At 68.3% G+C, this 13,203-nt stretch carries 11 protein-coding genes and 3 tRNA genes; 11 read left to right on the forward strand and 3 right to left on the reverse strand.

What is annotated here, in order from left to right; all coding sequences use genetic code 11:
• The first annotated feature begins 11 nt into the window (after window positions 1–11).
• From FFF93_RS05335 to FFF93_RS05360, 6 genes are all read left to right on the forward strand, one after another.
• A complete protein-coding gene (locus FFF93_RS05335; protein WP_138769845.1) occupies window positions 12–1,523 on the forward strand; it encodes a YibE/F family protein in 1,512 nt (503 codons plus the stop codon).
• A gap of 89 nt (window positions 1,524–1,612) precedes the next feature.
• Window positions 1,613–2,794, forward strand: a complete 1,182-nt coding sequence (gene dusB / locus FFF93_RS05340) for a tRNA dihydrouridine synthase DusB (protein ID WP_138769844.1) — start codon at window positions 1,613–1,615, stop codon at window positions 2,792–2,794.
• Complete coding sequence (locus tag FFF93_RS05345) at window positions 2,787–4,076, forward strand: deoxyguanosinetriphosphate triphosphohydrolase (RefSeq protein ID WP_138769843.1); 1,290 nt, start codon at window positions 2,787–2,789, stop codon at window positions 4,074–4,076. Before dusB ends, FFF93_RS05345 begins: the two co-directional genes overlap by 8 nt.
• A gap of 64 nt (window positions 4,077–4,140) precedes the next feature.
• Window positions 4,141–6,084 carry a DNA primase gene (dnaG, locus tag FFF93_RS05350; RefSeq protein ID WP_138769842.1) on the forward strand — a complete coding sequence of 648 codons (1,944 nt, stop codon included), beginning with the start codon at window positions 4,141–4,143 and terminating at the stop codon, window positions 6,082–6,084.
• 76 nt (window positions 6,085–6,160) lie between these two features.
• Window positions 6,161–6,233 (forward strand) — tRNA-Asn (locus FFF93_RS05355).
• A gap of 148 nt (window positions 6,234–6,381) precedes the next feature.
• Window positions 6,382–6,454, forward strand: a tRNA-Asn gene (locus FFF93_RS05360).
• Between the two features lie 91 nt (window positions 6,455–6,545).
• Here the strand turns inward: FFF93_RS05360 and FFF93_RS05365 are convergent.
• Complete coding sequence (locus FFF93_RS05365) at window positions 6,546–6,953, reverse strand: hypothetical protein (RefSeq protein ID WP_138769841.1); 408 nt, start codon at window positions 6,951–6,953, stop codon at window positions 6,546–6,548.
• A gap of 279 nt (window positions 6,954–7,232) precedes the next feature.
• Window positions 7,233–8,456 carry a multidrug effflux MFS transporter gene (locus tag FFF93_RS05370; protein ID WP_261375311.1) on the reverse strand — a complete coding sequence of 408 codons (1,224 nt, stop codon included), beginning with the start codon at window positions 8,454–8,456 and terminating at the stop codon, window positions 7,233–7,235.
• A gap of 201 nt (window positions 8,457–8,657) precedes the next feature.
• On the opposite strand from FFF93_RS05370, the gene FFF93_RS05375 reads away from it, so the two are divergent.
• The 5 genes from FFF93_RS05375 to FFF93_RS05395 all read left to right on the forward strand — a co-directional run bounded on the left by FFF93_RS05375 (window position 8,658) and on the right by FFF93_RS05395 (window position 12,712).
• Complete coding sequence (locus FFF93_RS05375) at window positions 8,658–9,554, forward strand: phage holin family protein (protein ID WP_138769840.1); 897 nt, start codon at window positions 8,658–8,660, stop codon at window positions 9,552–9,554.
• Between the two features lie 55 nt (window positions 9,555–9,609).
• Window positions 9,610–10,284 carry a CDP-alcohol phosphatidyltransferase family protein gene (locus tag FFF93_RS05380; RefSeq protein ID WP_138769839.1) on the forward strand — a complete coding sequence of 225 codons (675 nt, stop codon included), beginning with the start codon at window positions 9,610–9,612 and terminating at the stop codon, window positions 10,282–10,284.
• Window positions 10,284–11,189 carry a DMT family transporter gene (locus FFF93_RS05385; protein ID WP_138769838.1) on the forward strand — a complete coding sequence of 302 codons (906 nt, stop codon included), beginning with the start codon at window positions 10,284–10,286 and terminating at the stop codon, window positions 11,187–11,189. Before FFF93_RS05380 ends, FFF93_RS05385 begins: the two co-directional genes overlap by 1 nt.
• 109 nt (window positions 11,190–11,298) lie before the next feature.
• Window positions 11,299–12,498 (forward strand): glycosyltransferase, encoded by a 1,200-nt coding sequence (locus FFF93_RS05390; protein WP_395858433.1) that lies wholly within the window; start codon window positions 11,299–11,301, stop codon window positions 12,496–12,498.
• A 140-nt stretch (window positions 12,499–12,638) separates the two neighbouring features.
• Window positions 12,639–12,712 (forward strand) — tRNA-Ile (locus FFF93_RS05395).
• 37 nt (window positions 12,713–12,749) lie between these two features.
• Here FFF93_RS05395 and FFF93_RS05400 read toward each other — a convergent pair.
• On the reverse strand, window positions 12,750–13,172 hold the full coding sequence (locus tag FFF93_RS05400; RefSeq protein WP_138769836.1) for a hypothetical protein: 423 nt from the start codon (window positions 13,170–13,172) through the stop codon (window positions 12,750–12,752).
• Window positions 13,173–13,203: the final 31 nt, after the last annotated feature.

Genomic DNA, 13,203 nt, shown 5'->3' on the forward strand with positions numbered 1-13,203 from the left:
TTGAACTGCTGATGGGCGCCGGACATTCACACACCCCCCAGGGGCACCACGAACCCACCCCCCGGGCGCTCGCGGCACGGCGGAAGGCCAACTGGATCCTGGCCGCTGTCCTGGTCCCGCTGACCCTGCTGACCATAGCCGCGATGGTGCTGTTGTGGCCCTCGGGCAGCAAGGAAGGCATCACGCTGTCCAGCCCCTATGCGGCCGCCCCGGGCGTCACCTTCGACACCGGCAAGATCCAGCGTGTCGTCGTTGGAAACTGCATGGACGGCGCCCCGCAGCAAGGGGCGCAGCCCGGTGCACAGCCGGGTGCGCAGCCGGGCGCCCAGACCGGTGCACAGCCGGAGGCCGGGGTCGGGCAGGGATCACAGTGCACCTTTGCCTACACCGAGCCGGACAAAGGCGGTAACCCGGTGAAGGTGGTGATCAACCCCGACGTCGCCAAGTCCCACGGCGTCAAGGTCGGCGACAACATCCGCTACCTGAACCTCTCGAAGGCCCAGGGCGCCAACGCCGGCGGCACACCCGCCTACGTGTTCGTTGACTTTGTCCGGACGCTGCCGATCATCCTGCTCGCGGTCCTGTACGCCGTCGTGGTGATCGCGGTGGCCCGCTGGCGCGGGCTGCGCGCCCTCATCGGCCTGGCCGGCGCCTACGCCGTCCTGGTCTCCTTTATGCTTCCCGGCCTGGTGGAAGGCAAGCCGCCGCTGCTGCTGGCACTTGTCGGCTCCACGGTGATCATGATCGGCGTGCTGTACTTCGCCCACGGCTTCACCGCCCGGACCTCGACGGCGCTGCTGGGCACCATGTTCGGCCTGGGCATCACCGCTGCGCTCGCCGCCTGGGCCACCGATGCGGCCAACCTGGCCGGCGTCGGCAACCACGACGCCGCCACCCTTGCCAACGTCTCGGACCACATTTCCATCTCGGGGATCATCCTGTGCGGGCTCATCATTTCCGGCCTCGGTGTGCTGAACGACGTCACGATCACCCAGGCCTCCGCGGTGTGGGAGCTCTGGGAGCTCGCCCCCGGGACGTCCGCGCGCAAGCTCTTCGCCTCGGCCATGCGGATCGGCCGGGACCACATCGCCTCGACCGTGTACACCATCGCGTTCGCCTACGCAGGGGCGGCGCTGCCCATCCTGATCATCGTGATGCTCTACGAGCGCCCGCTGGGCGACGCGCTCACCAGCGCCGAACTCTCCGAGGAAGTCATCCGCACGCTCGTTGGCTCCATCGGGCTCGTCCTGGCGATTCCGGTCACCACGCTGATCGCCGTGCTCGTGGTCAAGGCTACGGGCCTCAGGGGCGACGCGGCCACGGCAGACGACGTCGTCCGGGCCGCCGACGGCACTTCTGACGGGGCCGCCGCCCGGCACGCGCCCGGCGCAGGCACTTCCGATGGCGGCACTTCCGATGGCGGCACTTCCGACGGCGGCAGTTCCGACGGCGGCAGTTCCGACGGGGGTGCCGGCCCGGCGGCGGAGAGCCGCCGCGGGCGCCGGGCCGCCGTCCCCGGCTGACGGGCCGGTCCGGCACATCCGGCCCGCCGGGGTTTCCACATAGCCGGCCGCGATCCGGCCGATTTGCCCGGCTTTGAGACAATGGTCGGGTGACTGTTGTAGCAACGCCTCCCGCCCCCAAGCTGGAACTGCCGCCCCTGAAGCTGGGCCCCCTCACGGTGGACACCCCCGTGATCCTGGCCCCGATGGCGGGCATTACCAACTCCGCGTTCCGCAGGCTGTGCCGTGAATACGGTGGCGGCTTGTACGTCGCGGAGATGGTTACCTCCCGCGCCCTGGTCGAACGCACGCCGGAATCGCTGCGCATTATCTCGCACGACGAGGACGAGAAAGTCCGTTCGGTGCAGCTCTACGGCGTGGACCCGGTGACCGTCGGGCAGGCGGTCCGGATGCTGGTCGAGGAGGACCGTGCGGACCACATCGACCTCAACTTCGGCTGCCCGGTGCCCAAGGTGACGCGGCGCGGCGGCGGTTCGGCGCTGCCCTGGAAGACCGACCTCTTCACCTCGATCGTCCAGACCGCGGTCAAGGAAGCGTCCAAGGGCAACGTCCCGTTGACCATCAAGATGCGCAAGGGCATCGACGATGACCACCTCACCTACTTGGACGCCGGACGGATCGCCCGCGACTCCGGCGTCGCCGCCGTCGCCCTGCACGGCCGCACCGCCGCGCAGTTCTACTCCGGCCAGGCCGACTGGTCCGCCATCGCCCGCCTGCGCGAAGCGCTCCCGGATATCCCGGTCCTCGGCAACGGCGACATCTGGTCCGCCGAGGACGCCATCCGCATGGTCCGCGAAACCGGCGTCGACGGCGTTGTGGTGGGACGAGGCTGCCAGGGTCGGCCGTGGCTGTTCGGCGACCTGATGGCCGCCTTCGAGGGCAGCGACGTCCGGCACAAGCCGAGCCTGGGACAGGTCGCCGAAGGCGTATACCGCCATGCCGAGCTGATGGTGGAAACCTTTGGCAACGACGAAGGCAAGGCCCTCCGGGAGATCCGCAAGCACATGGCCTGGTACTTCAAGGGCTACGTGGTCGGCAGCGAACTGCGGACCAAACTGGCCATGGTGACCAGCCTCGAAGTGCTCCGCGCGACGCTGGACCAGCTGGACCTCGACTCGCCGTACCCCGGCATCGACGCCGAGGGCCCCCGCGGCCGCGCGGGCTCGCCCAAGAAGCCCGCCCTGCCCAAGGACTGGCTGCTGGACCGCAGCATGGACGCCGAGCAGTCACGCGAAATCTGCCATGCGGAACTGGACGTCTCCGGTGGCTGAAACCAGGACGACGGCGCCCGTGCTGGACGGCTACGTGGACCGGGACTGCGCCCGCTGGGTGGAGGAACCGCCCAAGAGCACCTACCGCTCCGACTTCGAACGCGACCGCGCTCGCGTGCTGCATTCCTCGGCGCTCCGCCGGCTCGGCGCCAAGACCCAGGTGGTCGCCCCGGACACGGACGACTTCGTCCGGACCCGGCTGACCCACAGCCTCGAGGTGGCCCAGGTGGGCCGCGAACTCGGCCGCGCCCTGGGCTGCGACCCCGACGTTGTGGACACGGCCTGCCTCAGCCACGATCTTGGCCACCCCCCGTTCGGGCACAACGGCGAGTCGGCCCTGAACGAGGTAGCCCACGCGATCGGCGGCTTTGAGGGCAACGCCCAGACCCTGCGCCTGCTGACCCGGCTCGAGCCCAAGGTCCTCGCTGCGGACGGCACGCCAGCAGGCCTCAACCTGACCCGCGCCAGCCTCGACGCCGCCGCGAAATATCCGTGGTCGGCGGACAACGCCCCGGTGATCCATGGCCAGCGCACCAGCAAGTTCGGCGCCTACCAGGATGACCTGCCCATTTTCGACTGGATCCGGGAAGGCGCGCCCGAGCGCCGCTCCTGCCTCGAAGCCCAGGTCATGGACCTCGCTGACGACATCTCCTACTCGGTGCACGACGTCGAGGACGCGATCGTCGCAGGGCACTTCCAGTTGCGCTGGATGGACAACCCGGACCACCGCGCCCGGGTGGTGGGCTACGCCAAGCAGTGGTACCTGCCGCACAACGACCCGGCCGCCATCGATGCCGCCCTCGCGCGGCTGGAGGCGACCAGCGTGTGGGTGCGGGAGGCCGACGGCAGCCGCCGGTCCATGGCGGCCCTGAAGGACATGACCAGCCAGTTGATCGGCCGGTTCTGCCAAAGCGCGCTGGAGACCACCCGGGCTGTCTACGGTCCGGAGAACCTCACCCGCTACAACGCCGAACTCATCGTCCCGGACGAGACCGTGATGGAGATCGCCGTGATGAAGGGCCTGGCCACCACCTTCGTGATGACCACCGAACACCGGCAGCCGATCTATGAACGCCAGCGCGAGGTCCTGCACGCGCTGGTGACCGCGCTCAACGCCAGCGGCGACCGCCACCTGGAGCCGATGTTCGCCGCCGACTGGCGCGCCGCGGCGGACGACGGCGCCCGGCTGCGCGTTGTCATCGACCAGGTCGCCTCGCTGACGGACGGCTCCGCGCTGGCCATGTACGAACGGCTCGTCGGCAGCCTGCCGTCGCTGTGGTGACGGCGCTGGTGACGGGTGCCATAGGCCGCCGTCCGGCGTCGTACCCGGGTACTAGGATGGCTCTGTGGCCGGCCTGATCAAACGTGAAGATATCGACGAAGTGCGCCAGCGCACCGACATCAAGGAAGTCGTCGACGGCTATGTGACCCTCAAGGGCGCCGGGCTGGGGTCCTTCAAGGGCCTCTGCCCCTTCCACGACGAGCGCTCGCCCTCGTTCACCGTGCGCCCCCAGGTGGGCCGCTACCACTGCTTCGGCTGCGGCGAGGATGGCGACGTCATCTCCTTCGTGCAGAAACTGGACCACACCACCTTCCACGAAGCCGTGGAAAAGCTCGCGGCCCGGATCGGCTACGAACTGCGTTACGAGGACGGCGGATCCGGCCCCAACCGCGAGGAAATCGGCCGCCGCCAGCGCCTGCTCGACGCACACAAGATCGCCGACGAATTCTTCCGCGCCCAGCTCCTGACCCCGGGCGCCACCGAAGGGCGGAACTTCCTCTACGGCCGCGGCTTCGACCGGGCCGCGGCAGAGCAGTTCGGCGTTGGCTACGCCCCGCAGGGCTGGGACTCGTTGCTCAAGCACCTCCGCGGCCGCGGCTACACCGACCCCGAGCTCAAACTCACCGGCATGTTTTCGGAAGGCGGCCGGGGGATCTACGACCGCTTCCGCGGCCGGCTGATCTGGCCGATCCGCGACATCGCCGGCGATACCATCGGCTTCGGCGCCCGCAAACTCTATGAGGACGACCAGGGCCCCAAATACCTGAACACCCCCGAGACCGCGCTCTACAAGAAGTCCCAGGTCCTCTACGGCATCGACCTCGCCAAGCGGAACATCGCCAAGGAACGCCAGCTGGTGGTGGTGGAGGGCTATACCGACGTGATGGCCTGCCACCTGGCCGGGGTCACGACGGCGGTGGCCACGTGCGGCACCGCGTTCGGCACCGAGCACATTAAGATCGCCCGCCGGCTGCTCTCCGACGACGGCAGCGGGGGAGAGGTGATCTTCACCTTCGACGGCGACGCCGCGGGTCAGAAGGCCGCCCTGCGCGCCTTCGAAGAGGACCAGCGCTTCGTGGCGCAAACCTACGTCGCGGTGGAACCCGGCGGAGCCGACCCCTGCGAGCTGCGCCAGGCCAAGGGCGACTCGGCCGTCCGGGACCTGATCGGAACCCGCCGCCCGCTGTTCGAATTCGCCATCCGCGCCACCCTGCGTCGGCACAACCTGGACACGGTGGAGGGCAGGATCGCGGCACTGCGCGAATCGGCCCCCGTGGTCGCGCAAATCCGGGACGCCGGCATCCGGCCGGCCTATGCCCGGGAGCTCGCCGGCTGGCTGGGAATGCCGGTCGAAGAAGTCAGCCGCGCGGTCGGCGCCGCAGCCAAACGCCTCGCCCAGGCACCGTCCGGAGGCGCCGGACAAGGCTACAACCAGAACCCCGGCCAGAACCCGGGCCGCTCCGCCGGACCGGGCCAGGGGTCCGCCCCCGGCGTGGCGCCCCTGCCGGCGTCGCCCGCGCTGCCCGCCTTCAACCGGCCGGACCCGCGTGACCCGGTGGCCGCGATGGAACGCCAGGCCCTTGAGGTGGTGCTGCAGGAGCCGGCAATCCTCGAAGGGGCCACCTGGCAGCGTTTCGCCGAGGCCCGGTTCTCCACCCCGGCCTACCTCGCCATCCACGAAGCGATCCGGGCCACCGGACAGGGTTCCATCGGCGACCCTGCCCGATGGGTCGAGCAGCTGCTGCAGGAGGTCCCGGAGCCGCTGCGGCCGCTGGTGTCCGAGCTCGCCGTCGTGCCGCTGCCCGCAAGCACCGCCGAGGCTGTCCAGCGCTACTGCCGCGACATTCTGGCGCGGCTGTTCGAGCTGCAGATCACCCGCGTCAAGGCGGACAAGATGGGCCAGCTGCAGCGCCTGGACGCCGCGGCGGACCCGGAGGAATTCCAGCGGCTGAACCGTGAGCTGATGGAACTGGAGATGCAGCGGCGCTCGCTCCGGATGGACTCCTGAGCCTCCCGCGCGGGGTCCAGCCGGAGGCCAATTTCACTTCCCGGCGCGGTGTTTGCTAGGCTTATAGCCGCTTCATTCCTCCTTAGCTCAATTGGCAGAGCATTCGACTGTTAATCGAAGGGTTGCTGGTTCAAGTCCAGCAGGAGGAGCGCACAGTCCCCGTTCCGGGTCACCGGAACGGGGACTTTTTGTATACCCGCCGGGGGTATCCGGCGGGGTCACGGCGCGGGTGCGGGGCGGCCCGGGCCGCCGATTTCCTTAGCGGTAAAACCTTTGCTAATGTCGTACCTGCTTCATTCCTCCTTAGCTCAATTGGCAGAGCATTCGACTGTTAATCGAAGGGTTGCTGGTTCAAGTCCAGCAGGAGGAGCGCACAGGCCCCGCGGCCGGTAATCTACCGGCCGCGGGGCCTTTTTTCTTGCCTGGATGGTGGCGGCGTTTCCCAGTGCGTGCCTGCCCGCCTAGACGAAGAACATCTCGACCTGCAGGAAGCGCTCTGCCTCCGCCACAGCCGCCCGGAACGCCTCATCCTCCGTGGGGGACTGCCGGGGCTCCCGGGGGTGCCACTCGTGGGCGGAGGAGTGCACACGGGTGAAGCCGCCCCGCGGGGGAGCGTAGAAGATGCCAAAGCGCTGTACCGGCCATTCCGCGGAGGTCTCAGGGGCTACCAGCAGCGCCGAGTCGTAGGCGGGGTTGTACCACTGGGCGATCGGCCTGCGCCGGTCCTCGGTGAACAGCCCGGCCGCGAAGAGTGCCGCCGACTGCGGGCTCGTCTGGGAGCACAGCCGCTCCCACCACAGAGGCAGAATGCCGTCGTCGCACCGCTGCCACGTGGCCGGTAGGGGAGGAGGGTCCTGCCAGTCAGGCACAGAACAACTTTATCGCCCGCCGTCTGCTGCGAACAGGGCAGCACGGCCCCGCGGTCCGGGTCCCCGCCGGACATGCCCCTCGCTCAAGCCGGCCGATGGACATGCTCCTAGGTGCCCGCCAGCGGCGGACATGCCCTTTGTCTGCGCCGAAGCGTGGACATATGCCCGTTATGTCCATTCCTGGCTGAGGGGAGTGGGCATGCCCGCCCAGTTGTCTCGACTGGCGAGCATGCCCACCGCCCGCGCCGAGCGTTGGGCGTGTCCCCGAAGGGGCCCGGGTCAGTGGATGGACGGCACGGTACGGGGCCGGACCACCAGCCACAGCGCCGCGGCGGCGAGCAGGATGCAGCCGGCCTGGACCGCGCCCATCGGCGTTGCGGAGCCGAGGCCCAGCCAGCCGACGACGGGGGAGATGATGCCGGCCATCAGGAACGTGGCTGCGCCCAGCAGGGAAGCGGCGGTCCCGGCCTGCGCGCCGTGCTTGGCCAGTGCCAGCACCTGCACACAGGGGAAGGTGAACCCGGCCCCGAGGATGTAAAGCCAGAGCGGCACCATCACGCCCCACAGCCCGAAGCCGAGTTGGTCAAAGGCCACGATCAGCGAGGCCATCAGGACCATCCACGTCGTCGAGCAGGCCAGGATCCACTGCGGCGGGACACGTTTGATGAGCCGGGAACTGGTCTGCACGCCCGCGACGATCCCCAGCGAGTTGATCCCGAACAGCAGGCCGTACTGCTGCGGCGAGAAGCCGTAGACGTTTTGGAACAGGAACGGGGATGCGGAGAGGTAGGTGAAAAGGCCACCGAAGTTCATCCCTGCCAGCAGCAGCATGCCTACGAAGATCCGGTCCGCGAAGAGGACACCGTAGCGCTGGCGGACCGTCAGTCCGGAGGTGCCGCGCAGCTCACGCGGCAGGGTCTCGCGCACCACGAACACGGCCGCGATGATCACGCAGCTCCCGTAGCCGGCCAGGAACCAGAAGATCCCCGGCCATGGCATCAGCAGCAGCAGCTGGGACCCGATCAGCGGCGCCAGGATCGGGGCCATGCCGTTGACGAGCGCCATCCGGGAGAACATCCGGACCATCGCGTAGCCGCTGAACAGGTCCCGCACCATCGCCATCGCCACCACGCCTCCGCCGGCCGCGCCGATACCCATGAGCACCCGGAACAAGCCCAGCGTGCCGATGTCCGTGGACAAGGCGGCGCCGAGTGAGGCCCCGATGTGCACGGCGGTGGCCAGGATCAGCGGAAGGCGCCGTCCGAACTTGTCACTTAGCGGCCCTACCACCAGCTGGCCCAACGCGAAACCGACCGTAGTGCCGGTCAGAGTCAGCTGCACTGCGGCCTCGCTCACGCCCAGGCTCGCCTCCAGGGCCGGAAACGCCGGCAGGTAGAGGTCCACCGTGAACGGCCCAAGGGCCGTCAGGGCGCCCAGCATCAGAATGTAGAGGAGCTTGCGGCGGCGGCTGAGGGAATCCCCGGGATTGCTGCGTGTCTGCACAGGAGACAATCCTAGGGCCCGCCCGGCCCACCCCGCCGCAGCCACCCCTCAGCACAGCCGGCAGGCACGCCACGACCGCCGCGGGCCCGTGCGGGACGCCGCCGGGACCCTGAATGATAGTTTTGACCCTTGGGGATGCGTGAGGCCGCGCAGGCCCGGCAATCCAGCGCAATCGTAGATGGAACCAGTGAGGCGGCACAGATGAGCGGACGGCACACCGGCAGGACAAACGGAGGGCTGCGCCTTTCCGCGTTGCCCAAGACCCTGAAACTGATCTTCAAGCTCGCACCGCGGCAGCTCAATGACGAGATTGCCTTCGCCAAGGCCGAACTGAAGCGCAAGGGGATCGAGCTCGGCGTCGCCGCCGCCTTCTTCGCCGTCGCCCTGATCTTTGTCGCTTTCCTCGTGATCGGGCTCATCGTGGCTGCCATCATGGGCCTGGCCACCATCATGCCGGCCTGGCTCGCTGCCTTGCTGGTCTGCGCGGCTTTCCTGGTGATTGCCCTGATCGTGGGCCTGATCGGCTACGGCCGGTTCAAGAAAGCCATGCCGCTGATGCCGGAGGAAACGATCCGGGGCCTCAAGTACGATCTCGGCATCGCGAAGGAAGGCTCCTCGTTCGACGCCGCCGTCCTGGACCCCGAGTCCCCGCAGGCCAAAGCTGCCAAGGCCGCCAAGGAAGAGGCCGCCGCCAAGGCCAAGGCCGAGAAGGAAGCCAAAAAGGCCGCCGAGCAGCCCGACCTCGGCCCCGCCCCGACCGAGGCCGAGCTGCGCCGCCGCCTCGACCAGCGGCGCCGCCACCTCACCGGAGTCCGCGACGAACTCGGCGAGGAACTCGACCTCAAGACCCAGGCCCAGGCCCTGCTCGCCGCCACCGCCCACCGGCTGGAGGAAGGCAAGGACCTTGTGAACGACCGTATCGCCGCCTTCCGCAGCCACGGAGACGCTTCGGCCGCGCCGAAGACCGCCGGCGCGACCGGCACGCCGGGCGAATCCGGTGCCGCGGCCGAACTCGGCAAGCGCTGGAAGCCGCTGGCCGCCCTGGCCGCCTCGACGGCCGCCCTCGTCTTCCTGCTGCGCCGACTGCTCAAGGGCTAGGCAACACCCTGAACTCAAACGATCACCCGTTGCCGGCCGTGGAAAGGGGGAACTGATGAAGTTCATCGGCGCCGGGGCACGCCCCGGGCAGCCCCAGACACATCACGACGTCGTTTTCACGGTTCCCAACCTGCTGACCGTGGTCCGTTTCCTGGGTGTCCCGCTCTTCATCTGGCTCGTCCTGGCCAAGCAGGAGTACGGCACCGCCGCGCTCGTGTTGGCCGTGATGGGCAGCACCGACTGGGTGGACGGCTACATTGCCCGCCGCTTCAACCAGATGTCCAACCTGGGCCGCATCATGGATCCCATCGCGGACCGGCTGGCCCTGATTGCGGTCGCGGTCACGCTGGTGATCGCCGGCGTCGTCGAGTGGTGGTACCTGACTGCCCTCCTTGTCCCGGACTTGGTGCTGCTCTCCATTTCGCTTTTCTACTTCCACAGCCACCCCGACCTTCCGGTCAGCCGGATCGGCAAGATCCGTACCGGCCTGCTGCTGCTCGGCACGCCGCTGCTGGTGCTCTCCAAGCTCCCGGTCGCGGGGACCGACGCCTACTTCGTCGCCGCCTGGATCTGCTTGGGACTGGGCCTGGTCGGGCACTGGATCGCGGCCTACAACTACTTCTGGGCCATCATCCGCAAGGGCCGGGAGCGCAAGGCCGGCGCCACTGCCGCCGGACCGGCCGCGGCGGACTCCACGGCGCGGAACACCGACGACGGCGGCATCAGCTGATGGTCTGGTTCGCAGTGCTGCTGGCGGTGTCGGGCGCCTTCTTCCTGGCCTTCGGCGCCCAGCGGCAGGGGAGCGCGGTCAAGGCCGATACCGGCGGCCTGGCGCTCAGTTCCCATGGCCTGCTCCGCCTGATCCGGAACCCCCGCTGGGTCCTGGGCCTGCTGCTGCTGGCCGTCGGGACGGCGATGAACGCCGTCGCCCTCGTCTCTGCCCCCCTCACCGTGGTGCAACCGATCGGCGCGATCGCCCTGGTCATCACCACCATCATCAACGCCAAGGACCAGGGGCTCAGCATGAACCGGGCCACCGTGGTGGCCATCAGTTCCTGCGTCACCGGCTCGGCCCTCTTCGTGATCCTCGCCGTGACCGTTACGCAGGAAAACCACCATGTCAGCGGCTCCGACGAACTGACCATCGTGCTGCTGCTCGCCCTGGCCGTGAGCCTTTTCGGAACGCTGGCGCTGCTCTTCAAACACCGGATGAGCGCCTTCGTCTACATCCTCGGGGCGGGTGTCCTCTTCGGTTTCGTTGCGGTCCTGACCCGCATCATCGGCAAGCACCTGCTCGACCCGAACGGGCTGTTCCTGCTTAATGTGCAGTGGTACACGCTCCTGGCGATGGCAGCAGCCGGCGGGTTGGGATCGTGGTTCGTGCAGAGCGCCTACTCGGGGGGCCCGCCCGACCTCGTGATCGCCGGGCTGACCGTGATCGACCCGATCATCGGCATCGCAATCGGCATCGTGATCCTGGGCGAACTGCGCCCGGACGTCCACGCCGTGACGGCGATTGCCATGGGCGCGGCCGCTTCCCTTGCTATCGTGGGAGTGATCGCCCTTTCCCGGCACCACCCCGAGGTCACCAAGCGCAAGAAGGATGCGCGGAAGGCCGCGGGACGGCCGTCCTAGGGCGGCGCCACAGACTTCAGGCGCAGGCCCGGCGCCTGCGCCCACGGCCAGCCGGCCACCACAGGACCCGCTGACCGCACCGTGACCACCAGGAGCTATCCCCGTGACCATGCCCCAGAACGACAAACCCGGCAAACGACTGACCATCCTGATTGCCGCGGACACCTACCCGCCCCACGTCAACGGCGCCGCGCAGTTCGGCTACCGCCTGGCCAAGGGCATGACCGGCCGCGGACATGACGTCCACGTCCTCGCGTGCCGGCCGGACAAGGGCAAAAGCTACAGCGAGTTCCGCGACGAGGCCACCGTGCACCGCCTGCGCTCACACTCGGTCCCCACCCACGACTACTTCCGGATCACCTTCCCGTGGGAGATCAAGAAGGAAATCGCCCTGCTGTTCGACCGCGTCCAGCCCGACGTCGTGCACATCCAGAGCCACTACATGATCGGCGAGCACGTCCTCTACGAAGCGGTGAAGCGCGGAATCCGGATTGTCGCGACCAACCACTTCATGCCCGAGAACCTGAACCCGTTCCTGCCGTTCCCGCAGTGGTTCAAAGACATCGTGGGCCGGGTGTCCTGGCGCGACATGGGCAAGGTCATGGGCCAGGCCGACGTCGTGACGACCCCCACGCCGCTCGCGGCGAAGGCCATGCACGAGCACGCCTTCCTCCGTAAGGTGCTGCCGCTCTCCAACGGCATCGACGCCGCCGCCTACGAACTGCAGCCCGGCGAGGAAGCTGCGCCGCACGCCAGCCCCACCGTGTTGTTTGTCGGCCGCCTCGCCGAGGAGAAGCACATCGATGTGCTGATCGATGCCGTGGCCAAGACTCCGCCCGCGCTGGACGTCCACCTGGAAATCGTCGGCGGCGGCGAGGTGCGGCCCGCCCTCGAGGCCCAGGTCCAGCGTCTCGGCCTGCAGGACCGTGTGAAGTTCCTTGGCCTGGCCAGCGACGAGGACCTGCGCCGCGCCTACCTGAGCGCGGACCTGTTCTGCATGCCCGGCACCGCTGAACTCCAGTCGCTCGTGACCCTGGAAGCCATGTCCGCGTCCACCCCGGTGGTGCTGGCCGACGCTATGGCCCTGCCCCACTTGGTGCACGACGGCGAGAACGGCTTCCTGTTCACCCCGAACGACAGCGACGACCTGGCTGCCAAGATCGAACGTGTGCTGTCGCTGCCCGCCGACGAGCGTGCTGCCATGGGCAAGGCGAGCCGGAGCATGGTGGAAAGCCACAGCATCGAACGCACCCTGCAGACCTTCGAGGACATCTACCGCGGGGCCAGCTACGACGACCTCGTCGTCTAGGCGGCACGCGGCACTCGCGGCACAGGCCGACGCGTCGCCCGCGGCGCCCGTGCGCCCGTGCGCCCGTGGGGTGACTACTATTGCTAAAGTGTTTTTGCCCGGGATGGACCGGCCCGCCAGGGTCGGCCGTCCGGGCCTACGGGGCTATAGCTCAGCTGGTTAGAGCGCGGGACTCATAATCCTAAGGTCCTCGGTTCAAGTCCGAGTAGCCCTACCGTGCAATTGACTCTGCCTGGGTTCTGCTGCGGTCTTTATGGGCAGGGGAATACGGACCGGGATACACACCTGACCACGCCGGTTCCGAGGTCCACGTAACCATTTCCCGGGTTTGCCATGATCGGTGCCAGCCCTGACCAGACGGCGGCAACCCCGCCGAGGCTGGTGCGGACTTCTTGCCTTGCGACAGCACGGACGTATTTCATCGTCCAGCTACCCCACAGGGTGAACCCGCCGCACCCGAAGGTGTCGGACTGCACAGTGATCCCCTCCACCCAGTTGGTGCCGTCGTCACTCACCTGGATATAGACGGGCTGAGTGTCGTAGGGGTAGTTGTTTGTCTCGTAGGCGAAGCAGTAGCCCCCGGAAGTCGCTGCATTTGCTGCCGGGGCTAGAGCAACTGTGCCAGCCCCGAGCAAAGCGAAAGCGGAAAGCGCGGTGATGATCTTGCGGAGCATGATGGTCTTCTCTCTGTCGGAGGGTGTCTCC

This window comes from Arthrobacter sp. KBS0702 (assembly GCF_005937985.2).
GTDB lineage: Bacteria > Actinomycetota > Actinomycetes > Actinomycetales > Micrococcaceae > Arthrobacter.

What these genes read in the sequence shown, in the direction of transcription:
- FFF93_RS05335 (WP_138769845.1), top strand. Translation starts at nt 12, where the DNA reads ATGGGCGCCGGACATTCACACACCCCCCAGGGGCACCACGAACCCACC.
- FFF93_RS05375 (WP_138769840.1), top strand. Translation starts at nt 8,658, where the DNA reads ATGAGCGGACGGCACACCGGCAGGACAAACGGAGGGCTGCGCCTTTCC.
- FFF93_RS05380 (WP_138769839.1), top strand. Translation starts at nt 9,610, where the DNA reads ATGAAGTTCATCGGCGCCGGGGCACGCCCCGGGCAGCCCCAGACACAT.
- FFF93_RS05385 (WP_138769838.1), top strand. Translation starts at nt 10,284, where the DNA reads ATGGTCTGGTTCGCAGTGCTGCTGGCGGTGTCGGGCGCCTTCTTCCTG.
- FFF93_RS05390 (WP_395858433.1), top strand. Translation starts at nt 11,299, where the DNA reads ATGCCCCAGAACGACAAACCCGGCAAACGACTGACCATCCTGATTGCC.
- FFF93_RS05400 (WP_138769836.1), bottom strand. Translation starts at nt 13,172, where the DNA reads ATGCTCCGCAAGATCATCACCGCGCTTTCCGCTTTCGCTTTGCTCGGG.